Annotated in this window: 21 protein-coding genes; 10 read left to right on the forward strand and 11 right to left on the reverse strand. The window is 56.3% G+C overall.

Going from position 1 to position 24,811, the window contains the following annotated elements:
- The 3 genes from FHC48_RS11675 to ghrB all read left to right on the forward strand — a co-directional run bounded on the left by FHC48_RS11675 (position 1) and on the right by ghrB (position 3,339).
- Positions 1–939, forward strand: a complete 939-nt coding sequence (locus FHC48_RS11675; RefSeq protein ID WP_059364279.1) for a sugar kinase — start codon at positions 1–3, stop codon at positions 937–939.
- 116 nt (positions 940–1,055) lie between these two features.
- Positions 1,056–2,336, forward strand: coding sequence for an MFS transporter (locus FHC48_RS11680; RefSeq protein ID WP_023294841.1), 1,281 nt, complete (start codon positions 1,056–1,058; stop codon positions 2,334–2,336).
- A 28-nt stretch (positions 2,337–2,364) separates the two neighbouring features.
- Complete coding sequence (ghrB, locus tag FHC48_RS11685) at positions 2,365–3,339, forward strand: glyoxylate/hydroxypyruvate reductase GhrB (RefSeq protein WP_023345234.1); 975 nt, start codon at positions 2,365–2,367, stop codon at positions 3,337–3,339.
- A gap of 58 nt (positions 3,340–3,397) precedes the next feature.
- Here ghrB and cspA read toward each other — a convergent pair whose 3' ends face one another.
- Complete coding sequence (cspA, locus tag FHC48_RS11690; RefSeq protein ID WP_003860775.1) at positions 3,398–3,610, reverse strand: RNA chaperone/antiterminator CspA; 213 nt, start codon at positions 3,608–3,610, stop codon at positions 3,398–3,400.
- 247 nt (positions 3,611–3,857) lie between these two features.
- Entirely contained in the window at positions 3,858–4,568 is a 711-nt protein-coding gene (locus FHC48_RS11695) for a DUF3053 domain-containing protein (RefSeq protein WP_008502756.1), read from the reverse strand.
- 331 nt (positions 4,569–4,899) lie between these two features.
- Between FHC48_RS11695 and FHC48_RS11700 the strand changes: the two genes are divergently transcribed.
- Complete coding sequence (locus FHC48_RS11700) at positions 4,900–5,187, forward strand: HTH-type transcriptional regulator (RefSeq protein WP_008502755.1); 288 nt, start codon at positions 4,900–4,902, stop codon at positions 5,185–5,187.
- 39 nt (positions 5,188–5,226) lie between these two features.
- On the opposite strand, the gene FHC48_RS11705 is transcribed toward FHC48_RS11700, so the two are convergent.
- The 4 genes from FHC48_RS11705 to FHC48_RS11720 form a co-directional block, all read right to left on the reverse strand.
- Entirely contained in the window at positions 5,227–6,846 is a 1,620-nt protein-coding gene (locus tag FHC48_RS11705) for an ABC-F family ATP-binding cassette domain-containing protein (RefSeq protein WP_059364277.1), read from the reverse strand.
- 229 nt (positions 6,847–7,075) lie between these two features.
- On the reverse strand, positions 7,076–9,145 hold the full coding sequence (glyS, locus tag FHC48_RS11710) for a glycine--tRNA ligase subunit beta (RefSeq protein ID WP_008502753.1): 2,070 nt from the start codon (positions 9,143–9,145) through the stop codon (positions 7,076–7,078).
- A gap of 9 nt (positions 9,146–9,154) precedes the next feature.
- Positions 9,155–10,066, reverse strand: a complete 912-nt coding sequence (gene glyQ / locus FHC48_RS11715) for a glycine--tRNA ligase subunit alpha (protein ID WP_003860141.1) — start codon at positions 10,064–10,066, stop codon at positions 9,155–9,157.
- 160 nt (positions 10,067–10,226) lie between these two features.
- Positions 10,227–10,532: a YsaB family lipoprotein gene (locus FHC48_RS11720; protein ID WP_023294837.1), complete on the reverse strand. Its 306-nt coding sequence runs from the start codon at positions 10,530–10,532 to the stop codon at positions 10,227–10,229.
- A 182-nt stretch (positions 10,533–10,714) separates the two neighbouring features.
- Between FHC48_RS11720 and FHC48_RS11725 the strand changes: the two genes are divergently transcribed.
- A complete protein-coding gene (locus tag FHC48_RS11725) occupies positions 10,715–11,710 on the forward strand; it encodes an acyltransferase (protein WP_059364275.1) in 996 nt (331 codons plus the stop codon).
- Here FHC48_RS11725 and FHC48_RS11730 read toward each other — a convergent pair.
- From FHC48_RS11730 to xylA, 4 genes are all read right to left on the reverse strand, one after another.
- Positions 11,703–12,623, reverse strand: a complete 921-nt coding sequence (locus FHC48_RS11730) for a GlxA family transcriptional regulator (protein ID WP_059364273.1) — start codon at positions 12,621–12,623, stop codon at positions 11,703–11,705. The genes FHC48_RS11725 and FHC48_RS11730 overlap by 8 nt on opposite strands.
- Entirely contained in the window at positions 12,623–13,162 is a 540-nt protein-coding gene (locus FHC48_RS11735; protein ID WP_023326455.1) for an isochorismatase family protein, read from the reverse strand. Before FHC48_RS11735 ends, FHC48_RS11730 begins: the two co-directional genes overlap by 1 nt.
- 103 nt (positions 13,163–13,265) lie before the next feature.
- On the reverse strand, positions 13,266–14,720 hold the full coding sequence (gene xylB, locus FHC48_RS11740) for a xylulokinase (RefSeq protein WP_025910511.1): 1,455 nt from the start codon (positions 14,718–14,720) through the stop codon (positions 13,266–13,268).
- A gap of 67 nt (positions 14,721–14,787) precedes the next feature.
- Positions 14,788–16,110, reverse strand: a complete 1,323-nt coding sequence (xylA, locus tag FHC48_RS11745; RefSeq protein ID WP_119312291.1) for a xylose isomerase — start codon at positions 16,108–16,110, stop codon at positions 14,788–14,790.
- 371 nt (positions 16,111–16,481) lie between these two features.
- Here xylA and xylF point away from each other — a divergent pair, with 371 nt between their 5' ends.
- The 4 genes from xylF (at position 16,482) to xylR (ending at position 21,459) form a co-directional block, all read left to right on the forward strand.
- The gene (gene xylF / locus FHC48_RS11750) at positions 16,482–17,474 is read left to right on the forward strand and encodes a D-xylose ABC transporter substrate-binding protein (RefSeq protein ID WP_008502746.1); all 993 of its coding nucleotides are present in this window, start codon (positions 16,482–16,484) and stop codon (positions 17,472–17,474) included.
- 72 nt (positions 17,475–17,546) lie between these two features.
- Positions 17,547–19,088 (forward strand): xylose ABC transporter ATP-binding protein, encoded by a 1,542-nt coding sequence (locus FHC48_RS11755; protein ID WP_008502745.1) that lies wholly within the window; start codon positions 17,547–17,549, stop codon positions 19,086–19,088.
- Positions 19,066–20,247, forward strand: a complete 1,182-nt coding sequence (gene xylH / locus FHC48_RS11760; protein ID WP_059364384.1) for a xylose ABC transporter permease XylH — start codon at positions 19,066–19,068, stop codon at positions 20,245–20,247. Before FHC48_RS11755 ends, xylH begins: the two co-directional genes overlap by 23 nt.
- A 33-nt stretch (positions 20,248–20,280) precedes the next feature.
- Positions 20,281–21,459: a D-xylose utilization transcriptional activator XylR gene (xylR, locus tag FHC48_RS11765; protein ID WP_059364386.1), complete on the forward strand. Its 1,179-nt coding sequence runs from the start codon at positions 20,281–20,283 to the stop codon at positions 21,457–21,459.
- Between the two features lie 39 nt (positions 21,460–21,498).
- Here the strand turns inward: xylR and FHC48_RS11770 are convergent, their stop codons facing one another.
- Positions 21,499–22,323: a protein bax gene (locus tag FHC48_RS11770; RefSeq protein ID WP_021242459.1), complete on the reverse strand. Its 825-nt coding sequence runs from the start codon at positions 22,321–22,323 to the stop codon at positions 21,499–21,501.
- 314 nt (positions 22,324–22,637) lie between these two features.
- On the opposite strand from FHC48_RS11770, the gene FHC48_RS11775 reads away from it, so the two are divergent.
- Positions 22,638–24,668, forward strand: coding sequence for an alpha-amylase (locus FHC48_RS11775; protein WP_059364387.1), 2,031 nt, complete (start codon positions 22,638–22,640; stop codon positions 24,666–24,668).
- Positions 24,669–24,811: the final 143 nt, after the last annotated feature.

Below are 24,811 nucleotides of genomic sequence, written 5' to 3' on the forward strand. Positions count from 1 at the left end.
ATGCACAAGACGCTGGATGTCATCACGATTGGTGAAGCCATGGCCATGTTTGTTGCCACCGAAACGGGCGAACTGAGTGCGGTGGAGCACTTTATCAAACGCGTCGCAGGCGCAGAGCTGAACGTCGCGACCGGCCTGGCGCGTCTCGGCCTGAACGTGGGCTGGGTCAGCCGCGTGGGGGATGACAGCTATGGCCATTTCGTTCTCGATTCGCTGAAAAAAGAGGGGATTGATGCTGCAGGGGTCACCCTCGACGGACGCTTCCCTACCGGTTTTCAGCTTAAATCCAAGGTCGAAAATGGAACCGATCCCATCGTGGAGTATTTCCGCAAAGGCTCGGCTGCAAGCCACCTTTCTGTCGCGGATTACCACGCCGATTACTTTGCCTCCGCACGTCATCTGCACCTGAGCGGCGTAGCCGCGGCACTCTCTGCCAGCTCGTATGAGCTGCTGGATCATGCAGCGACCACCATGAAAGCCCAGGGGAAAACCCTATCGTTCGACCCCAACCTGCGTCCGGTGCTGTGGAAAAGCGAAGCGGAAATGGTGGAGAAACTGAACCGCCTGGCGTTCCGGGCGGACTGGGTTCTGCCAGGCCTGAAAGAAGGGATGATCCTGACCGGCGAAAGCACGCCGGAAGGCATCGCCGACTTCTACCTGAATAAAGGGGTAAAAGCGGTGGTGCTGAAGACCGGTGCCGATGGCGCGTGGTTTAAAACGGCCAACGGCGAGCAGGGCGCGGTCGCGGCAGTGAAGGTCGAGAACGTCGTCGACACCGTCGGCGCAGGTGACGGCTTTGCCGTGGGCGTGATTAGCGCCCTGCTGGAAGGTAAAACGCTGCCGCAGGCCGTCGCGCGAGGCAACAAGATTGGCTCGCTGGCCATTCAGGTGCAGGGCGACAGCGAAGGATTACCAACACGAGCACAGCTCGGCGTTTAAATTCCCTCTCCCTGTGGGAGAGGGCCAGGGTGAGGCAGCAAGCCGCACCAGATAATTAAGCCACCGTGTACCCTACAGACAACGGCGGTAACAACCTCAACAACAGAGGCAAGCCTATGAACAGTTCGACCAATGCAGTAAAACGCTGGTGGTACATCATGCCAATCGTGTTTATCACGTACAGCCTGGCGTACCTTGACCGTGCCAACTTCAGCTTCGCGTCCGCCGCAGGGATCACCGAGGACCTCGGGATCACCAAAGGGATCTCCTCCCTGCTGGGTGCCCTTTTCTTCCTGGGCTACTTCTTCTTCCAGATCCCCGGCGCGATCTATGCGGAACGCCGCAGCGTGCGTAAGCTGATCTTCATCTGTCTGATCCTGTGGGGCGCCTGCGCGTCGCTGACCGGCATGGTGAACAATATTCCTGCCCTGGCCGCCATTCGCTTTATCCTCGGCGTGGTTGAGGCGGCGGTTATGCCCGCGATGCTGATCTACATCAGCAACTGGTTTACCAAATCTGAGCGCTCGCGCGCGAATACCTTCCTGATCCTCGGTAACCCGGTCACGGTACTGTGGATGTCGGTGGTGTCCGGCTACCTGATCCAGTCCTTCGGCTGGCGCGAGATGTTTATCATTGAAGGGGTACCGGCAATTATCTGGGCCTTCTGCTGGTGGGTGCTGGTGAAAGATAAACCAGCCCAGGCGAAATGGCTTTCCGAAGACGAAAAAGCGGCGCTGCAGGCGCAGCTGGACAAAGAACAGCAAGGCCTGAAGGCGGTGCGTAACTATGGTGAAGCCTTCCGCTCGCGTAACGTGATCCTGCTCTGCGCGCAGTACTTTACCTGGAGCATTGGCGTGTACGGCTTTGTGCTGTGGCTGCCGTCCATTATCCGCAGCGGCGGTGAAAACCTCGGCATGGTCGAAGTAGGCTGGCTGTCATCCGTACCGTATCTGGCGGCAACCATCGCGATGATTATCGTTTCCTGGGCGTCGGACAAGCTGCAGAACCGCAAGCTGTTTGTCTGGCCGCTGCTGCTGATTGCCGCCTTCGCCTTTATTGGCTCCTGGGCCGTGGGCGTAAACCACTTCTGGGTCTCTTATACGCTGCTGGTGGTTGCCGGTGCGGCCATGTACGCCCCTTACGGACCGTTCTTTGCCATCATCCCCGAGATGCTGCCGCGTAACGTGGCGGGTGGCGCGATGGCGCTGATTAACAGCATGGGTGCGCTGGGTTCGTTCTGCGGCTCCTGGTTCGTCGGTTACCTGAACGGTGCCACCGGCAGCCCATCCGCATCGTACATCTTTATGGGGGTGGCGCTTTTCGCCTCGGTATGGCTTACTCTGATTGTTAAGCCTGCTAATAATCAACAACACCCTGTCGGCGCTCGCCACGCCTGAATCCTTAAAAAAATCAACGGAGATTAGCATGAAGCCGTCCGTCATTTTGTATAAAACCCTGCCGGAAGATCTGCAGAAACGCCTTGAAGAGCACTTCACCGTCACGCAGGTGAAGAACCTGCGCCCGGAAACCGTGGCACAGCACGCCGACGCGTTCGCGAGCGCGGAAGGCCTGCTGGGTTCAAGCGAAAAAGTAGATGTCGCCCTGCTGGAGAAAATGCCGAAGCTTCGTGCTACCTCAACCGTTTCCGTGGGTTACGACAACTTCGACGTGGATGCGCTTAACGCCCGCAAAATCCTGCTGATGCATACCCCGCATGCTCTGACGGAAACCGTGGCCGATACGCTGATGGCGCTCATGCTCACCACGGCCCGTCGCGTGGTGGAAGTGGCTGAGCGCGTCAAAGCGGGCGAATGGACAAAAAGCATTGGTCCGGACTGGTTCGGCGTGGATGTTCACGGCAAAACGCTGGGCATTGTCGGTATGGGGCGTATCGGGCTGGCGCTGGCGCAGCGCGCCCATTTTGGTTTTAACATGCCGATTCTGTATAACGCGCGTCGCCATCACAGTGAAGCCGAAGAACGCTTCAACGCCCGTTACTGCGAGCTGGATGCCCTGCTGCAGGAAGCCGATTTTGTCTGCCTGGTGCTGCCGCTGACGGATGAAACCCGTCATCTGATCGGTAAAGAGGCGTTTGAAAAAATGAAGGCGTCCGCCATTTTCATCAACGCGGGTCGTGGCCCGGTGGTGGATGAGAAGGCGCTGATTGAGGCTCTGAAAAACGGTGAGATCCATGCAGCAGGTCTGGACGTGTTTGAGCAGGAGCCGCTGCCGGTGGACTCCCCGCTGCTGACAATGCCTAACGTGGTTGCCCTGCCCCACATCGGCTCAGCCACCCATGAGACGCGCTACAACATGGCGGCCACCGCGGTCGATAACCTTATTGCCGCCCTTAGCGGAAAGGTGGAGAGAAACTGCGTGAACCCGCAGGTGCAACGGTAGAAACGAAAAAACCCGCCAGAAGGCGGGTTTTTAAATTCTTTGCTACTGGGTTGGAAGCTTACAGGCTTACAACGTTACCAGCTGCTGGGCCTTTAGCGCCGCTTTCGATGGTGAAGGACACTTTCTGACCTTCGTCCAGAGATTTGTAGCCATCGTTCTGGATAGCAGAGAAGTGTACGAACACGTCTTTAGAGCCATCGTCAGGAGTGATGAAGCCGAAACCTTTATCAGCGTTGAACCATTTTACCAGACCAGTCATTTTAGCAGACATAGAAATTACCTTATTAACAAATATATTGTGCCTTCCGGCTTGATGGATTGCGTTACAGATTTTTAAGCGATGAAGGAAGGGTCACTACGAAGGGTATCTATGGATAACAATCTGGACTGCTTTACTAAACTGCTTTAGGTCTGTGTAACAAACCGACGGGAATAGTTATACCGATGTGGTAGAGGAATGACAAGCGTTATTTTCGCAACGCATAAAAAAACCCCGCCAGAAGCGGGGTTTTTTCGGTTTATTCTGTGGCAGCGACTGCGGCACTCCAGGCCTGGCTGAAGGCCTGATGCTGAGAGGCCAGCGGCCCAATCAGCGTATTGTACTGGCTTGCCTGCTGGGAGGTCGGGAACTGAATACCGTTGGCAACAAAGCTTACCTGCGTATTCTGCTGGGCAATAAAGTCACCCACCTGGACCAGCTGCTGCGTGAAGATTTGCGCGGCCGGAATCAACGGTTGCAGTGCTTCTGACGGTTTGGTCACCACTTTCTCATACACTTTGTCGAAGACCGGTTTGAGATCGTCGCCCTGCTTCAGCGCAGAACGTGACGCGTCAGCCTGCATTTTCGCATTCTGCAGCTGCTGGCTCAGCACGCCAAGCGCACCGTTGGACTGACGCAATGGTTCACGCTGCGTCATGTAATCCTGTGGAACGCGGATGGCGTTCACGCTATCCACTACCGGGCGGATACCGGAATCCATCGCCTGGCTCACCTGCTGTGAATAACCATAAAGAATGGCGTAATCGGACACAAAGGGGCCAAACTGCTTTTTCTGATCCGCAGTTAGCGTTGGCAACCGCTCGCCGCTGCGCATCACTGTATTCTGCAGAAAATCGATAAACGCTTTGCGCTGATCGCCTTCTTTATCAAAACACCCACTCAGGCTAACAACCATCAACAACGCCGCAATAGGCGCAAACCAGCGAGAGCAGGACTTTCCTGTCGCCATTTTATTACTCCTTTCACCCAAAAAAGCGCACACCGGCACACGCGTGCCCGACGCTGACAAGGATAGTCCAGGTCAGCCTTGCAAGATACTCTTTTCATGCAAAACGGCTATTGCCGATTTATTTCTTACCATTTACAAAAAAATACCTGGCGAAGCCGACATATGACTAATCAGGGAATTAGCATAACTCTCCATATTGCTGAATCGGATACAGCGATCGTTACCGCACGATTAATCACACCCGTGACGATCCTGGGTTGGTATTAGGGACTATTCTTAACTGGCTCTCTGATGTTCTTGATCACGATGTGAGATTTAAGAGGAGTCCTCAATGGAATATAAAGATCCTGAGTTTGAGCTGCTGAGCAGCCTGGAACAGATCATTTTTAAAGATGTACCGCAGACGATTACCCTGCAACAAAAATCCAATCCCTTTACAGAATATGAGCAATTGCGCAAAGGGACAGGACTGAAAACCGAAGAATTCGCCAGAGCGATGGGTGTCAGCGTGGCTATGGTGCAGGAGTGGGAGTCAAAACGTGAGAAACCCACCCCAACCGAGTTACGGCTGATGCGCCTGATTCAGGCCAACCCTGCACTCAGCAAGCAGATCGCGTAGTGAAGATTGAATGCCCCCGCCTTTGCGGGGGCTTGTGTTTTACAGGCTATCACAACGCCAACCTGCCTCTTCCCACACCAGCGCATGCGTTAACGTTAAGCCGCTTAAAAACGCCTCATCGTGTGATACCACCAGCAGTGCCCCAGGGAAACCGGCCAGCGCCGCTTCAATGGCCTGGACTGAAGCCAGATCCAGATGGTTGGTCGGTTCATCCAGCAGCAGAAGCTGCGTGGCTTCCGCGCGCCACAGCATGCAGGCCAGGGCAGCCTTAAGACGCTCACCGCCGCTGAGCGCCGCCAATGGGAGCATCACTTTGTCAGCCCCCAGTTGAAGCTGCGCTAAACGGGTTCGCAATACCCCCTCTTCCAGAGGGGTATGACTCAAATTGAGATGCGTCATGACCGACTGCGAGAGATCGAGACGGGAGAGATGCTGGTCGAGATAAGCGCAGCTGACGGACACTTTACAGCTACCCGAACGGGGGGCAACCTCGCCGAGGAGGGTTTTTAACAGCGTCGACTTCCCGCAGCCGTTTGGTCCCTTTAACGCCACGCGCATCGGTCCGTCCATCCGCCAGTTGAGCGGAGGAACAGGTACATGCTGCAGCACCAGATCCTCCAGCACCAGCACCTGCTTCCCCTCCGGGATCTGACTCCCCGGTAAAGTGAACATCACCGGGTTATCGTCTTCAACGCGTTCACGCGCCTTGTTTACCGCGGCGTTCAGCGCTTCGTTTTGCTCGCTGTGCTGTTTTTTCCAGGTGCCGATACGTTCCTTTGCCGCGCCTTTATATTTGACCCGCTCGAACGACGCGATATTCAGGGTATCGACGGTGCGTAACGTCTTTGCCGACCGCCGCTGGCTGTCATCATGCTCTTTTTGCATGCGCGCGCGGGTGCGTTTGCGCTCGGTTGCCGCATGTTCCAGCGCCGCGCGGGCCGCCTGCTGTTCGGCATCGCGCTGGGTTTGATAATCCGCATAATTCCCGCCGTAGCTGCGCAGACCCGAACCGCTCAGTTCAAGGATACGGGGTACATGAGCCAGTAACTCCCGGTCATGGGAGGCCACCAGCACGCCGCCCTGATACCGACTCAACTGGTCGTAGAACCACGCCCGGCCTTGTCGATCCAGATGGTTAGTCGGTTCGTCCAGCAGAAGAAAGTCCGCGCCCGCCGTAAACGCCCCGCACAGCAGGGCGCGGATGCGCTCGCCGCCGCTGAGTTCTATGGCGGGCTTATCAGGCTCAAACGGTGGGAGCGTCGCATTGATAAACGCTTCGCTCAGACGTTCGGCGATATCCCAGTAGCCGTCGAGCAACGCCAGATCGTCAGGCTGGTAATCGCCGCTGTCAATGCGCTTTCGCGCAGTAAAAATCGCGTCATACCCGAGAAGTTCAGCCAGCGTCGTCTGCGAAGAAATAACATGCTGCTGCGCCACCCAGGCATGCGAGCCAAAGCGTTCAATATGACCGGTAGCCGGTTCGTCCAGCCCCGCCAGCAGACGCAGCAGACGCGTTTTTCCGCTGCCGTTGCGGCCAACCAGCGCGCACAGGGAGGGTTCCAGCGTGAGATTCAGCGGACCAAAAAGGGTATCGCCCGTCGGAAACTGACAGGTGACCTGATGCAAAATAAAAGAAGGGGACTGCGCAAAATGAGCCATAAGCACTCCTGAATGAAATCAAAACATCCCCTGCCGACGCGATGGCGTTTAGCAAGGATCGAAATTCATCAGTCGTGTTTGTTCATTTTTGGGGGGCACTCCAGCGCGAGAAAGTTAACGGGGATAAGGATAGCGGGAATGGGTTGACCATTTCAAGGTTAAATTTTCAGCAACACACTATAAAAAAACCCGCCGAAGCGGGTTTTTAGCATTTGTCACAACGGGCACATTACTGCAGCAGCGAAATATCCGCCACGCGCAGGAACAGCTCACGCAGTTTCTCGAGCATAGAGAGACGGTTAATACGCAGCTCTTTATCTTCTACGTTTACCATCACTTTCTCGAAGAAGGCGTCGATGACGTCACGCAGCTCGGCCAGCTCCACCAGCGCTTCCTGGTAGCGACCTTCCGCGAAGACCGGCTCGAGCTTGTCGCGCAGCACCACAACCTGCATCGCCAGGGCGATCTCTTCCGGCTCTTTCAGCGTCGCGGCGTTCACACGCTCGTTCAGCGTCTCGTCGGACTTCGCCAGGATGTTGGAGACACGCTTGTTGGCCGCCGCCAGAGCAGATGCCGCTTCCAGCGTACGGAAGTGGGAAACCGCCTTCATACGCGCATCGAAATCAGCCGGACGGGTCGGACGACGCGCCAGCACCGCCTGAATGGTGTCGACGGTGTAACCTTCATCCTGATACCAGGCGCGGAAACGACCGAGCATAAAGTCGATCACGTCATCCACAACGTTGGCGTTGGTCAGCTTGTCGCCGTACAGACGCACCGCTTCTTCGGTCAGGGTCTGCAGATCCAGGTTCAGGTTCTTCTCAACGATGATACGCAGCACGCCGAGCGCAGCACGACGCAGCGCAAACGGGTCTTTGTCGCCTTTCGGATGCTGGCCGATACCGAAGATACCCGCCAGGGTGTCCATCTTATCGGCAATTGCGACAGCACAAGCTACCGGGTTGGACGGCAGTTCGTCACCCGCAAAGCGCGGCTGATACTGCTCGTTCAGGGCAACCGCCACGTCTTCCGCTTCGCCATCGTGACGCGCGTAGTGCATGCCCATCACGCCCTGGGTGTCGGTAAATTCGAACACCATGTTGGTCATCAGGTCACACTTGGAGAGCAGGCCCGCACGCGTCGCGTGGTTAACGTCGGCACCGATTTCACGAGCGATCCAGCCGGACAGCTCCGCAATACGGTCGGTCTTGTCGCGCAGCGTACCCAGCTGCTGCTGGAACAGTACGGTCTGCAGGCGTGGAAGATGATCTTCCAGACGCTTTTTACGGTCGGTGTTGAAGAAGAACTCGGCATCCGCCAGACGTGGGCGCACGACCTTCTCGTTACCGGAGATAATCTGGCTCGGATCTTTCGATTCGATGTTCGCCACGAAAATGAAGTTTGGCAGCAGCTTGCCGTCGTTGGCATAGACCGGGAAGTACTTCTGGTCACCCTTCATGGTGTAAACCAGCGCTTCAGCCGGAACGGCCAGGAATTTCTCTTCGAACTTCGCGGTCAGCACAACCGGCCATTCCACCAGCGAGGTCACTTCTTCCAGCAGGCTGTCGCTCAGATCGGCTTTACCGCCAATCTTACGCGCCGCGTCTTCCGCGTCCGCTTTGATTTTGGCTTTACGCTGTTCATAGTCAGCAATGACCTTGCCGCGCTCCAGCAGGATTTGCGGATACTGGTCGGCATTGTCGATGGTGAACTCAGGCTCGCCCATAAAGCGGTGGCCGCGAATCACGCGATCGGACGCCACGCCCAAAATGGTCGCCGGAATAACGGTGTCGCCCAGCAGCAGGGTCACGGTGTGAACCGGACGCACGAAGTGCACATCGGACGCGCCCCAGCGCATCAGCTTAGGAATGGGCAGCTTCGCCAGAGACGTGGCAATCATGTCCGGCAGCAGCGCTTCCGCGCTTTCGCCTTTCACATGGGCACGATACAGCAGCCACTCACCTTTATCGGTGGTCAGACGCTCGGCCTGATCGACGGTGATGCCGCAGCCGCGCGCCCAGCCTTCCGCCGCTTTGCTCGGCTTGCCTTCCGCGTCAAACGCCTGGGCAATCGCCGGGCCACGTTTTTCGACTTCGCGATCCGGCTGAGACGCCGCCAGGTTTGCCACTTTCAGCGCCAGACGACGCGGAGCAGCAAACCACTCAATTTTACCGTGCGCCAGGCCAGCGTTATCCAGCTCGGCAGTCACGTTCGCAGCAAAAGATTCAGCCAGGCTGCGCAGGGCTTTTGGTGGCAGCTCTTCGGTGCCAATTTCCACCAGGAAAGTTTTCTCAGACATGGCCGCCTCTTATTTGTTTCGGTTGCACATCGGGAAGCCAAGGGCTTCACGGGACGCATAGTAAGCTTCTGCAACGGCTTTGGTCAGGGTGCGAATACGCAGAATGTAGCGCTGACGTTCAGTCACGGAGATCGCTTTGCGGGCGTCCAGCAGGTTGAAGCTGTGGGCGGCCTTCAGAATACGCTCGTAGGCAGGCAGCGGCAGCGGAGTCTCCAGCGCCAGCAGCTGCTGCGCTTCTTTCTCATACTGCTCGAAGCAGGTGAACAGGAAGTCCACGTCCGCGTATTCGAAGTTATAGGTGGATTGTTCCACTTCGTTCTGATGGAACACGTCGCCGTAGGTGGTTTTACCCAGCGGGCCGTCGCTCCAGACCAGGTCGTAAACGCTGTCTACGCCCTGAATGTACATCGCCAGACGTTCCAGACCGTAGGTGATCTCACCGGTGATCGGCTTACATTCCAGACCGCCAACCTGCTGGAAGTAAGTGAACTGGGTCACTTCCATGCCGTTCAGCCACACTTCCCAACCCAGACCCCAGGCACCCAGCGTTGGGTTTTCCCAGTTATCTTCCACGAAACGGATGTCGTGAATGGTAGGATCCATACCCAGCTCTTTCAGCGACCCGAGGTACAGTTCCTGAATGTTGTCGGGTGATGGCTTAATCACCACCTGGAACTGATAGTAATGCTGCAGACGGTTCGGGTTCTCACCGTAACGACCATCGGTCGGACGACGGGAAGGCTGCACATACGCGGTCGCCATTGGCTCTGGCCCCAACGCGCGCAGGCTGGTCATCGGGTGTGAAGTGCCGGCGCCGACTTCCATGTCCAAAGGTTGAACAATGGTACAGCCCTGACGAGCCCAGTAATCCTGTAAGGTCAGGATCAGGCCCTGGAAGGTCTTGGTATCAAACTTTTGCATAGTATTTCGTGCTGGATACGTGTGGTTTTAAATGGAAGGGACCAGTATACCCGCTGGCTGCAAGATATACAGTACGAAACGGGGTTGTTTAGGGAAAATTGGGAAATAAGCATTCACGCCAGGGCGCTGACGGCGTCTGGCTGTTGATTATGCGAGCAGGCTAGCGCATGGAGAGGTGTAAAAACTGGCCGTCCGCATCAAACGAGCAGACAAAGCCTTCTTTACGCGCCGTATAGCCCTTGAGCTCATAGCTGCCCTGAAAGCGCTCAAACCCGGTGACGTTGATTTTCTGCACGTCCGAGTTATAGCGGCGTGCGGCCTGGTCCTTGCAGAGTGACTCCATATTCAGTGAACGTTCCGGGCTCATTTTGCCCTGCTGGGCTTTTTGCACTGGTGCTTCTTGTGGCGCACTGCATCCTGCCAGCATGAAAAGCAGAAAGAGTGATGCCACACGCTTCATCATCATTTTTATTACCGTCCTGGTCAGTGGCTGTTATTTTTAGTATCAACACGTTTATAGATTATGGTCAGCCATTCTGCGAATCTCGTGGTCTCCCGGCAAGCCTGCGAATAAAACTCAGAATTTTCCAAACGAAGACTTTTGGACAATGGGAGTCACACTCACTTTACAGGGAATACGAGGAACTGATGCCGTCAAAAATTAACTGGATTGATAACCTGCGAGGAATAGCGTGTCTGATGGTGGTCATGATCCACACGACGACCTGGTACGTCACGAACGCCCACAGCATCAGCCCCGTTAACTGGGATATCGCCAATATTCTCAACTCTGCGTCGCGCGTCAGCGTGCCGCTGTTCTTCATGATTTCCGGCTTTCTCTTTTTTGGCGAACGCAGCGCGCAGCCGCGGCACTTCATCCGCATCGCGGCCTGCCTGGGGTTCTACAGCGCCGTTGCCCTGCTCTATATCACCCTGTTCACCTCCATTAACGCCGGGTTATCCCTCAAATATTTGCTGCAAAAACCGGTGTTCTACCACCTGTGGTTCTTCTTCGCCATTATCGTGATCTATCTGGTCTCTCCGCTCATTCAGGTGAAAAACGTCAGCGGGAAAATGCTTCTGGCCCTGATGGTGGTGATTGGCATTGTCGCCAACCCGAATACGGTCTCGCAGAAAATCGACGGATTTGACTGGCTGCCGGTGAACCTGTATATCAACGGCGATACCTTCTATTACGTGCTTTACGGCATGCTGGGGCGCGCCATCGGGATGATGGACACGCAAAAACGCGGTCTGAACTGGCTCTGCGGGGCACTGTTTATCGCCAGCGTGGCGGTGATTTCACGCGGGACGCTGCATGAGCTTCAATGGCGCGGTAATTTTGCCGATACCTGGTATCTCTACTGCGGGCCGATGGTCTTTATCTGTGCCGTATCGCTGCTCACGCTCGTTAAAAACACCCTGAATGCGCGTCCCCTTCCCGTACTGAGCGTCATTTCACGACACTCTCTCGGGATTTACGGTTTTCACGCGCTGGTGATCCACGCGCTTCGGACAAGAGGGGTTGAACTAAAAACCTGGCCGGTGCTGGATATCATCTGGATTTTTGCCGCGACCCTGGCGATCAGCCTGCTGCTGTCGATGCTGCTGCAAAAAATAGACGTTCGCCGCTTCGTCAGCTAACGCTTCGCTGCCGCGCGCGATGGTACTGGCGCGGGGAGGAAAACCCTGCCGCCAGGGAAGCCTGCTCCACGCCGCGCCCCTGCAATAGCCACTGTTCCGCCACCGCCAGACGCAGCTGCTCCAGATAATCGCGGACACTAATGCCTAAATGAGTCTGGAAAAGCCGGGTAAGATGGCGCGGGCTGACGTGCGCCAGCGCGGCGATATCAGGCAAGCTCCACGCTTTTTGCGGCTCGGCGGTGAGCGCATCCTGCGCCCGATGAATCGCCGGATGAAGATGATTGCGGTAGCGTAGCCACGGGGAGAGCTGGGGATCGTCACCAGAACGGCGGAACCAGACCACCATCTCGCGCGCCACATTCAGCGCCTTTTCGGGGCCGCACAGGCGGTTAATCATATGCAGCGCCAGGTCGATGCCCGACGTGATCCCCGCGCTGGTCCAGATGTTCTCGTCCTGCACAAAGATGCGGTTTTCTTTAATCGTCGCCGTAGGGGCCGCGGTGCGTAAACGGCTGATAACGTCATGGTGAGTTGTGCACTGTTTGTTATTCAGCAGGCCCGATTTCGCCGCCAGCAGCGCGCCAGAACAGACGCACATCACCGTGATATCCCGGCGCTGAATAATCGGCTGCAGGCGCATCAGCCAGTGCTGTATCCGTAACGCCTGCGGCGTCGAAAACTGAGAGCGGGAGTCACTCACGCCGGGCAATACCAGCAGGCTCCCCTCGGGAAGACGTTCCGGCAGCGGCTGAATGCCGCTCATCGTCAGGCCTATCGACGTCGGCACGTCAGGTTGCGGGCCAATGTAATGCAGACGAAACGCGTCGCCAGCCAGCACAAAGGTTTCTGCCGGGCCCGTCATATCTAATGACAGCACCCCGGGCAACATCACGAACCAGACGTCGATGGGCATTACAGTGACTCCAGCGTCTCCGCTACCGTTTTAATGTCGGCAAAACGCCCGGACAGTACCGTTTCGGTACGGTGGCGAATGTCCGCTGCGCTAAGGGTAATGCCCCTGTACGTCATGGGGAACGTCAGCGTTGCCTCGCTCACAAAGGTCACAGCATAACCCAGATCGGATGCCACCCGGGCGGTGGTTTCACAGCATTGCTCCGTGCGAATGCCGCAGATAATCACACTATTGATATCACGCTCGCGCAGCCAGCGATCGAGCCCGGTATCCGTGAAGGCATTATGGACGTGTTTCTGGAAAACCACATCCGGCTGATGACGCAAAAAGGCCATCGGTTTGACATAGCCGCTTTCCAGCGTAAATGGGCCGTCTTCATCCACATGAAAAATATCAACGACCGGAATACCGCGCGCCTGGCAGCCTTCAATCAGACCCAGCATCGCCTGCTGAAAAGCGGGAATGTCATCCTCCTGCCAGTAATTGCGGTGATGGAAGGACTGCTGAGTATCAATGTTGATGAGTGCAATGCGTGACATGATGGTTCTCCTCGCCAGTGGGTGTGACACCATACTGGCAAGGAAAGGAAGGCACGCACAGACCAAAAAAGGACATCCTCGTGCCTCTCCCGGACAAGCGAATTTACGTCATCAGCGGCAGCAGCTGCTGGTAGATTTTGCGGAACACGTCGCGCCTTTCCGCGTACCGCGCATGGCGCGCCGCGTCAGGCAAATGTGCCTGTTCAAGCGTAAGCTGCGGCAGCAGTTGTGAAAGCTGTTTTTCCGGGTTCATAGCAATCTGCGCCAGACGCGCGGCGCCGAGCGCGGGGCCAACATCGCCACCGGTGCGGAAATCCAGCTGCAACCCGCTGATGTCCGACAGCATTTGTCGCCAGTAAGGGCTTCGCGCACCGCCGCCAATCAGGGTGACGCTTGCGGGTTTCAGGCCGCAGTCGTGAACCACGTCCATTCCGTCAGCCAGCGCATATCCGACGCCTTCGAGAACCGCACGCGCCAGTTCTGCCGGACCATGCTGATGGGTTAAGCCAAAGAACACCCCTTTCGCTTCCGGATTGTTGTGTGGCGTACGCTCGCCTGACAGATACGGTAAAAACCAGACGGTACCGGCATTTTCATCCGCCTGCTGTGCTGCGGCAATCAACGCAGGAACATCGGCCATCCCGGTCAGCTTCGCCGCCCAGTCCAGGCACGACGCTGCACTCAGCATCACCGACATCAAATGCCATTTTCCTGGCAGCGCATGACAGAAACTGTGCACCGCGCTTTCGGGATTGCTGCGATAGCCGTCACTGACGGCAAAATAGACGCCAGAGGTTCCCAGCGACAGCATCGCCTGACCTGCCTCAACCATGCCGACGCCCACGGCCCCTGCGGCATTGTCACCGCCCCCGGCAACCACCGGCACGGCAGACATATTCCAGCGTTCCGCAACGTCCGGCAGCAATGTGCCTGTTACCTCGCTACCTTCGAATAGCGCGGGCATGTGTTCACGGGTCAGGTGGCAGGCATCCAGCATCGCCTCGCTCCAGTCACGTTTCGCCACGTCGAGCCACATCGTGCCGGCGGCATCGGACATGTCGGAAGCAAAATCGCCCGTCATACGAAAGCGCAGATAGTCTTTCGGCAGCAGGACTTTCGCCACCTGCCGGAAAATCTCCGGCTCGTGTCTCTGCACCCACAGCAGCTTGGGCGCGGTAAAGCCGGGCATCATCAGGTTGCCGGTAATCTCACGAGACGTAGGTACGCGCGCCTCAAGAAGCGCACACTCTTCCGCACAACGGCCGTCATTCCAGAGGATCGCAGGACGCAACACGCGATGCTCGCTGTCCAGCAAGGTTGCACCGTGCATTTGCCCGGCAATCCCCAGCGCTTTCACGTCACGCAGAGAATGCTGTTCACCTAACGCCTTGATTGCACGTTCCGTTGCCTGCCACCACTGCTCCGGGTCCTGTTCCGACCACAGCGGATGCGGACGTGAAACCTGCAGCTTTTCAGTCTGCGTTGCTAACACGTCGCCCTGCTCGCTTAACAGGATGGCTTTCACACCCGATGTGCCCAGATCGATCCCGATATACATATAGTGGATTCCTTAAGTGAAAATGCCCGGTGGCGCTGCGCTTACCGGGCCTACAAGCTGGATGCCGTTATTTATCGAACAGGTAGTGGTTGACCAGATTTTCCAGCAGCTCCTGGTGCCCGCTCTGGTGCTGCGGCGCCAGCTGATGGTGTTCAGCGTACTTCGCGATCTCCGCAAGCGATAACTGACCTTTCAAAATTTGCTGGCCCAGCTCACTGTTCCAGCCGCTGTAGCGCTTCGCCACGCGTTTATCGAGCTCGCCGTCTTCAATCATACGTGCCGCTACCTTCAGCGCCAGCGCCATGGTGTCCATCGCGCCAATGTGGCCGTAGAACAGATCGTATTTGTCGGTGCTCTGGCGACGCACCTTGGCGTCAAAGTTCAGGCCGCCGGTAGTGAAGCCGCCCGCTTTGACGATCTCATACATCACCAGCGCATTCTCTTCAACGCTGTTCGGGAACTGATCGGTGTCCCAGCCCAGCTGTGCATCGCCACGGTTCGCATCGACAGAGCCGAAGATGCCCAGCGCAATCGCCGACGCGATCTCGTGGTGGAAAGAGTGGCCCGCCAGCGTGGCGTGGTTGGCTTCAATGTTCACTTTGATCTCTTTTTCCAGACCGAACTGCTTCAGGAAGCCATACACCGTCGCCACGTCGTAGTCATACTGGTGCTTCGTCGGTTCCTGCGGTTTTGGCTCAATCAACAGCGTGCCGCGGAAGCCGATTTTGTGCTTGTGGTCGACAACCATCTGCATAAAGCGGCCAATCTGCTCGCGCTCCTGACGCAGGTCGGTGTTGAGCAGGGTTTCATAGCCTTCACGGCCTCCCCACAGGACATAGTTTTCGCCGCCCAGCTGATGCGTGGCATTCATTGCCGTCACCACCTGCGTGGCCGCCCAGCTAAACACTTCCGGATCCGGGTTGGTTGCCGCACCTGCGCCGTAGCGTGGGTTAGTGAAGCAGTTTGCCGTGCCCCACAGCAGCTTCACGCCGCTTTCCTGCTGTTTTGCCGCCAGTACATCCACCATCTGCGCAAAGTTGTTCAGGTACTCTTTCAGCGACGCCCCTTCCGGCGACACGTCAACGTCATGGAAGCAGTAGTACGGCACGTTCAGCTTGTGGAAGAACTCAAACGCCACATCGGCTTTGCGCTTTGCCAGTTCGATGGCCTCACCCGGCTGCTGCCACGGGCGGTCAAAGGAGCCCACGCCGAACATATCGGCGCCGTTCCAGCAGAAGGTATGCCAGTAACAGGCGGCAAAGCGCAGATGATCTTCCATGCGCTTACCCAGCACCAGCTCATCCGGGTTGTAGTGACGAAATGCTAAAGGATTGGTCGTTTTTGGGCCTTCGTAACGAACACGATCGAGTTGGTCGAAATAAGCTTGCATATTGAGCTCCATAATCAGGGTATGCGGCGAGTCGTTGATACAGGAGTAATAGTGAATAGACATTTTGGGTTGCTCAATTACGTTATTTCACACTGCTATTGAGAGAATGCACAACTGTGCGCTGGCTCGCAAAATAATGCGCAGGCAAACTATTTTTCGGCGCGGATTCCAGAATCAAATGTAATTAAGACGTTACGTATTTTAAAATCCGATCGCGGTCATAAATTCAGAAATAAACCAAATATCATAATGAGAAGATAAAAATCTGTAATTGCCAGCCTGCCTTTCCGCGTTAAAAATTTGCTGCGTCCCAGCAGTGAATGTTTCTTTTATCTCAGCAACACATACCCCTACAAAAAGGCCTAATAATTATGAAGATAAAGAACCTGACCCTAACGCTCTGCACTACGCTCCTCCTTGCAAGCTTTGCAGGGCATGCCAAGGAGGTCAAAATTGGCATGGCGATTGACGACCTGCGTCTGGAGCGCTGGCAAAAAGATCGCGATATTTTTGTGAAGAAAGCGGAATCACTCGGTGCGAATGTGTTTGTTCAGTCAGCTAACGGCAACGAAGAAACGCAAATGTCGCAGATCGAGAATATGATTAACCGCGGCGTCGATGTGCTGGTCATTATCCCCTATAACGGCCAGGTATTAAGTAACGTGGTGAAAGAAGCCAAACAAGAAGGCATAAAAGTGCTGGCCTATGACCGCATGATTAATAATGCGGACATTGATTATTATATTTCGTTCGACAATGAAAAAGTCGGCGAATTACAGGCACAAAGCCTGATCGACAAAGTGCCTCAGGGCAATTATTTCCTGATGGGCGGCTCGCCGGTAGATAACAACGCCAAGCTGTTCCGCGAAGGGCAAATGAAGGTCCTTAAACCGTACATCGATAACGGGAAAATAAAAGTGGTTGGCGATCAGTGGGCCGACGGATGGTTACCCGAAAACGCCCTGAAGATTATGGAAAACGCGCTGACGGCCAACAACAACAAAATTGACGCGGTTGTGGCCTCCAACGATGCCACCGCAGGCGGTGCGATTCAGGCCCTGAGCGCCCAGGGGCTGGCGGGTAAAGTCGCCATTTCAGGGCAAGATGCCGATCTGGCTGGCGTAAAACGTATTATCGCCGGCACCCAAACCATGACGGTCTACAAACCGATTACCGAGTTGGCCAATACGGCGGCGGAAATCGCCGTGGAACTGGGCAACGGTAAGCAACCAAAAGCAGACGCCACGCTGAATAACGGGCTGAAAGACGTTCCGGCTCGCCTGCTCACCCCTATTGAAGTCAATAAAGAGAACATTGACGCCACCGTCATTAAGGACGGTTTCCACAAGAAGAGCGAACTGTAATCCGGCGCGGCCCCTGCTCTGCGGGGGCGCATCACGTTGCACTGTTCTTTCCTCGGGTTATGTGGAGCAGTTATGCCTTATTTACTTGAAATGAAAAGCATCACCAAGCGCTTCGGCACGGTGAAAGCCGTCGACAACGTCAGTCTCCGGCTAAATCCCGGCGAAGTGGTTTCGCTGTGTGGCGAGAACGGTTCAGGCAAGTCAACGCTGATGAAAGTGCTGTGTGGGATCTACCCGCACGGCAGCTACGAAGGCGAAATCGTCTTTGCCGGCGAAGTGATCCAGGCAACTCACATTCGCGATACCGAACGCAAAGGTATCGCCATCATCCACCAGGAACTGGCGCTGGTGAAACATCTTACCGTGCTGGAGAACATTTTCCTCGGAGCCGAAATCTCCCGCCACGGCGTGCTGGATTACGACACCATGACGCTCCGCTGTGAAAAGCTGCTGGCGCAGGTGAGCCTCCACATTTCACCGGATACCCGCGTGGGCGACTTGGGCCTGGGGCAACAGCAGCTGGTTGAAATCGCTAAAGCGCTCAATAAGCAGGTCAGGCTGCTGATCCTCGATGAGCCAACGGCCTCGCTCACCGAACAGGAAACCGCGGTTCTGCTCAATATCATCCGCGATCTGCAAAACCACGGCATCGCCTGTATCTACATTTCGCACAAGCTTAACGAGGTCAAAGCCATTTCGGACACCATCTGCGTGATCCGCGACGGTCAGCACATCGGCACGCGTGAAGCCGCGGGCATGAGCGAAGATGACATCATCACCATGATGGTGGGGCGCGAGCTGACGGCGCTCTACCCGAATGAGCCTCACACCAAAGGTGATGAAGTGCTGCGCGTGGAAAACCTGACCGCGTGGCACCCCGTTAACCGCCACATTAAGCGCGTCAATAACGTCTCGTTTTCTCTGCACAGCGGCGAAATTCTCGGTATTGCCGGGTTAGTCGGTGCCGGGCGCACGGAGGCCGTACAGTGTCTGTTTGGCGTATGGCCGGGGCGCTGGGAGGGCACGATTTATATCGACGGCCAGCCGGTGAAAATCGACAACTGCCAGCAGGCGATTGCCCACGGCATTGCTATGGTGCCGGAAGACCGCAAAAAGGACGGCATCGTGCCGGTCATGGCAGTGGGGAAAAACATTACGCTTGCGGCTCTCGATCGCTTCTCCGGCGCGCTGAGCAGCCTTGACGATGCCGCGGAGCAGCAGTGCATCCTCCAGTCGCTTGCCCGTCTGAAGGTCAAAACCTCCTCACCGGAACTGGCCATTGGCCGCCTGAGCGGCGGCAACCAGCAGAAGGCGATTCTGGCGCGCTGCCTGCTGCTCAATCCACGCATATTAATCCTCGATGAGCCCACGCGCGGGATTGATATCGGCGCCAAATATGAAATCTACAAACTGATTAATCAGCTTGTACAGCAAGGGATTGCCGTCATTGTCATTTCGTCTGAGTTACCCGAAGTGCTCGGCCTGAGCGACCGTGTGCTGGTCATGCACGAGGGAAAACTGAAAGCCAACCTGATTAACCAGAACCTGACGCAGGAGCAGGTGATGGAAGCCGCTTTAAGGAGCGAACGTCATGTCGAAAAGCAATCCGTCTGATATCAAAGTCGCCGTTCCGACGCCCGGTGCGTTCGCAGGGCTAAAAGCGCTGAACCTGCAGGTGTTCGTGATGATCGCGGCCATTATCGTCATCATGCTCTTCTTTACCTGGATGACGGATGGCTCGTACCTGAGCGCGCGTAACGTCTCCAACCTGCTCCGCCAGACCGCTATCACCGGCATTCTGGCCGTGGGCATGGTGTTCGTGATTATCTCCGCGGAAATCGATCTGTCGGTCGGCTCGATGATGGGGCTCCTCGGCGGCGTGGCGGCCATTTTTGACGTCTGGCTCGGCTGGCCGCTGCCGCTGACCGTGGCGGTCACGCTGGTGCTGGGTCTGGTTCTGGGGGCCTGGAACGGCTGGTGGGTAGCCTACCGTAAAGTGCCGTCGTTCATTGTCACCCTGGCGGGGATGCTGGCCTTCCGCGGGATCTTAATCGGCATTACTAACGGCACCACCGTCTCCCCGACCAGCGCGGCCATGTCGCAGATTGGTCAAAGCTACCTCCCGGATGGCGTGGGCTTTACCATCGGCGTGGCGGGGTTGCTGGCGTTTGTCGCGTGGCAGTGGCGTGGACGCATGCGCCGTCAGGCGCTGGGGCTGGCGTCGCCAGCATCAACCTCGGTGGTGGGACGTCAGGCGCTGACGGCGGTCATTGTGCTGGGCGTCATCTGGCTTCTGAATGACTATCGCGGTGTCCCGACCCCCGTCCTGCTGCTGGCGCTTTTGCTGCTGGGCGGTATGTTTATGGCCACGCGCACCGCGTTTGGCCGCCGTATTTATGCCATCGGCGGCAACCTTGAGGCTGCCCGTTTGTCGGGGATTAACGTCGAACGCACTAAACTCGCGGTCTTCGCCATTAACGGCCTGATGGTCGCCATCGCCGGGCTGATCCTCAGCTCGCGTCTGGGGGCCGGTTCTCCCTCCGCGGGCAACATCGCCGAGCTGGATGCTATCGCCGCCTGCGTCATCGGTGGTACCAGCCTCGCAGGCGGTATCGGCAGCGTCGCGGGCGCGGTGATGGGGGCATTTATCATGGCGTCGTTGGATAACGGGATGAGTATGATGGACGTCCCGACGTTTTGGCAGTATATCGTCAAGGGAGCCATTCTTTTACTGGCAGTCTGGATGGACTCGGCCACCAAGCGACGGGCCTGATAACGGTATTGTGACTTAATTGGGAAGTGAGCCATGTTTGAAAAGCGTCACCGCATTACGTTGTTATTCAATGCCAACAAAGCCTATGACCGTCAGGTGGTAGAAGGCGTGGGTGAATATTTGCAGGCGTCGCAATCGGAGTGGGATATTTTTATTGAAGAAGATTTCCGCACCCGTCTGGAGAACATTAAAGACTGGCTGGGCGATGGCGTCATCGCCGACTATGACGACCCCGTCATTGAACAGCTGCTGACCGACGTCGACGTGCCGATCGTGGGCGTCGGCGGCTCCTTCCACTCGCCCGAACACTATCCGCCGGTTCACTATATTGCCACCGATAACCATGCCCTGGTCGAAGCCGCGTTTCTCCATTTAAAAGAGAAAGGCGTCCACCGCTTCGCGTTTTATGGTTTACCCGCCACCAGCGGCAAGCGCTGGGCCGTTGAGCGTGAACACGCATTTTGCCAGCTGGTCGCGCAGGAGAAGTATCGCGGCGTGGTCTATCAGGGGCTGGAAACCGCTCCGGAAAACTGGCAGCACGCGCAGAACCGTCTCGCTGACTGGCTGCAAACGCTGCCGCCGCAAACCGGGATTATTGCCGTAACGGACGCCCGCGCCCGCCACGTGCTGCAGGTCTGCGAACACTTACACATCCCGGTGCCCGAAAAGCTGTGCGTGATTGGCATTGATAACGAAGAGCTTACCCGCTATCTGTCCCGCGTGGCGCTCTCTTCCGTGGCTCAGGGCACGCGTCAGATGGGCTATCAGGCGGCGAAGCTGCTGCACCGTCTGCTGGATAAAGAATCTCTGCCGCTTCAGCGCCTGCTGGTGCCACCGGTTCGCGTCGTGGAACGTCGCTCGACCGATTATCGCTCCTTAAGCGACCCGGCCGTCATTCAGGCCATGCACTATATTCGCAACCACGCCTGCAAAGGGATTAAGGTCGATCAGGTGCTGGATTCGGTGGGCATTTCGCGTTCGAATCTGGAGAAGCGTTTTAAAGAAGAGGTGGGTGAAACCATTCATGCCGTCATCCATGCTGAAAAGCTGGAGAAAGCACGCAGCCTGCTCGTTTCCACGTCGCTGTCGATCAACGAAATCTCGCAGATGTGCGGTTACCCGTCTCTGCAATATTTCTACTCGGTGTTCCGCAAAGAGTATGACACCACGCCGAAAGAGTATCGGGATCGCCACAGCGAGGTGCTGATCTAGAAAAGAAAACGCCTTCCAGTGGAAGGCGTTTTTTTGCGATTACATATGGGCGGCGATTAAGCGCTGGTTATCCTGGTACATGGCGAAGAGATAGTTGTTATAGCTCTGTCCCTTCGTCGAATACCCTTTCAGCTTGTGGATCATCGTACTGGCCGTCACTTCCTGGTCCGCTTTACGCAGCTGAGCGCGTGATTTACGGAACGATGAGTAGGCCGGGTGCGTGTTCAGATTCACCACGTAAGCGTTCACGGAATCCTTCACGGATTCAAACTGCGAATAGCCTTTCACCTTGCCAGGCGCATTCGTACAACGGCCTTTCACGCATTTCATGCCGAAAAGGTTGTTGTTGTTACGCGCAAGCTTAGACGTTCCCCAGCCGCTTTCGGCTGCAGCCATGGTCGCAACCATGCTGCCCGGGATGATATCCACACGCTCAAGGAGAGCATTCCACGGCACACGACGCGTGTTCCCGTTCCAGCTCAGCTTATAGCGCTTCGTGATATCTTTCAGACGCGCGCGCTCGGATGGCGACCAGCGGCTATCGTACTGTTTGGAAATCAGCCAGTTACGATCCGCAGTAATCGCGGCATTTTGACTCGTGATGTAAGGCATTACCGTCCGGAGAAACGCTTTTTTCCTTGGTGTTCCGGAAGGGTATTTTCGCAAATCAGGAAGTGAACTACTCTTTGCACTATTGCGAGAATACTCTTGTTTACTGCTAACCTTACTACTTGTCGTCTTTATTACGTGGGCTTTCTTACTCGTTGTATCCGTGTGCGTCTTCGCAAGCACCCCACCCGAAAATGCCGTGGTGAGTAACATGAGTATCGCAGCCCCATATCGTCGAATGGGAGTCGATATCATTAGGTCTCCTGGTCGGATGTAATCATCCCAACACCTTATTTTTTTCACAAATTTGAGAGCGGAATCTCAAATCATATCAAAAATAGACTTCAAGAGCACGTGTAGAAATAGTCCAATTCCGAAACTATGTCACCTGAAACTTGCTCATAAAAACATCATTTCTGGAAAAATGTGTGCGTTATCGCAGATAACTGCCTAATTTTGCGCAAGATCACTCATCCTCACGCATCCTCCTGGCAGAAAGCGACAGGGGATGAGTTTTTCCCGCCCGCCTGCTGGCAAACTGGTCAAAAATGCCGCGACAGGAACCTGGAATGAAACGCACCGCAATAGCCTTTCTGATGTTACCCGCACTGGCACATGCCGACTGGTCATCGCCGGGGTTTGGCGCATTTCGCGCCGAGGGCACCGGGATTTTCACCAGCCAGGCAAAGCTTGCGAAGGGTACGCGTCCTCTTACGCTGAGTTTTGACAAGACGTGCTGGCAGCCCACAGGCGCGATAAAACTCAATGAGATGCTGTCGCTCAAGCCCTGTGACGGCGCTCCGCCGCAGTGGCGCCTTTTCCGCGACGGTGAGTACCAGATGCGGATTGATACCCGATCCGGCACGCCCACCCTGCTGCTGGCGGTTCAGAGCGCGACAGATCAGCCGGTGACCAACGTTATCCGCCAGTGTCCGAAGTGGGACGGTAAGCCGCTGACGCTGGACGTCAGCCATACCTTCCCGGAAGGCTCCGTCGTGCGCGACTACTACAGTAAACAGACGGCAACCGTACAAGATGGGAAAATCACCCTGCAGCCAGCAGCCAACAGTAACGGCCTGCTGCTGCTTGAGCGCGCCGAAACCGACAAGCCGGCACCGTTTAGCTGGCAAAACGCCACTGTCTATTTTGTACTGACCGACCGCTTTGTGAATGGCGACCCGAGCAACGACAACAGCTATGGCCGCCATAAAGACGGCATGCAGGAGATTGGCACGTTCCACGGTGGCGATCTGAAGGGGCTGACCAGCAAGCTCGATTACCTGCAGCAGCTGGGAGTGAATGCGCTCTGGATAAGCTCCCCGCTTGAGCAGATCCACGGCTGGGTAGGCGGCGGAACCAAAGGTGATTTCCCGCATTATGCCTACCACGGCTACTACACCCAGGACTGGACAACGCTCGACGCCAACATGGGCACCGGGGATGACCTGCGTCAGCTTGTTGATGAGGCGCATAAGCGCGGCATTCGCATCCTGTTTGATATCGTCATGAACCATACGGGCTACGCGACGCTTGCGGACATGCAGGCGTATCAGTTTGGCGCCCTGTACCTGCAGGGTGATGAGCTGAAAAAGACGCTGGGAGACCACTGGACGGACTGGAAGCCTGGCGCAGGCCAGACCTGGCATAGCTTCAACGACTACATCAACTTCAGCGACAAAGCCGCATGGGAAAAATGGTGGGGCAAGAAATGGATCCGCACCGACATCGGTGATTACGACAACCCCGGCTTCGACGATTTAACGATGTCGCTGGCGTTCCTGCCCGACCTGAAAACGGAATCCACCGCCCCTTCCGGGCTACCCAATTTCTACCAACACAAACCCGATACCCACGCGAAAGCTATTCCGGGCTATACCCCGCGCGATTACCTGACCCACTGGCTCAGCCAGTGGGTACGTGACTACGGCATCGACGGTTTCCGCGTGGATACCGCGAAGCACGTTGAGCTTGCGGCCTGGCAGCAGCTGAAAGACCAGGCAAGCCAGGCGCTGGCCGCCTGGAAAGGCGCTCACCCGGACAAAAAGCTCGACAACGCACCGTTCTGGATGACCGGCGAATCCTGGGGTCACGGAGTGATGCAGAGCGATTATTACCGCCACGGCTTCGACGCGATGATCAACTTTGATTATCAGGAGCAGGCGGCGAAAGCGGTAAATTGCCTGGCCGATATGGATCTCACCTGGCAGCAGATGGCGGAGAAGCTGCAAAGCTTCAATGTGCTGAGCTACCTCTCATCGCACGATACGCGTCTGTTCCGCGAAGGGGGCCAGCGCGCGGCGGAGCTGCTCCTGCTGGCACCGGGCAGCGTGCAAATCTATTACGGGGATGAGTCCGAGCGTCCGTTCGGGCCGACAGGCTCCGACCCGCTGCAGGGCACCCGCTCGGATATGAACTGGCAGGACGTCACGGGCAAGCAGGCCTTAACCGTCGCCCACTGGCAAACGCTGGGTCAGTTCCGCGCCCGCCACCCGGCGATTGGTGAAGGCAAGCAAACTACGCTGTCGCTGAAAGAGGGGTATGGATTCGTACGTGAACATGATGGCGATAAGGTGATGGTCGTCTGGGCGGGGAATCAGTAGATCATACCCCTCACCCTAACCCTCTCCCCATGGGGAGAGGGGAGAAGCTCCAGAACTATTCACTACACAAATCCACTCCCGCCCTATAAAACCACAAATCCGACCACACCACCCGATTTGCACCAACACGGTGCTAGCGTTAT

Origin of the sequence: Enterobacter sp. EC_50 (genome assembly GCF_019584525.1) — a bacterium.
In the GTDB taxonomy this organism is placed as follows: Bacteria; Pseudomonadota; Gammaproteobacteria; order Enterobacterales; family Enterobacteriaceae; genus Enterobacter; species Enterobacter roggenkampii.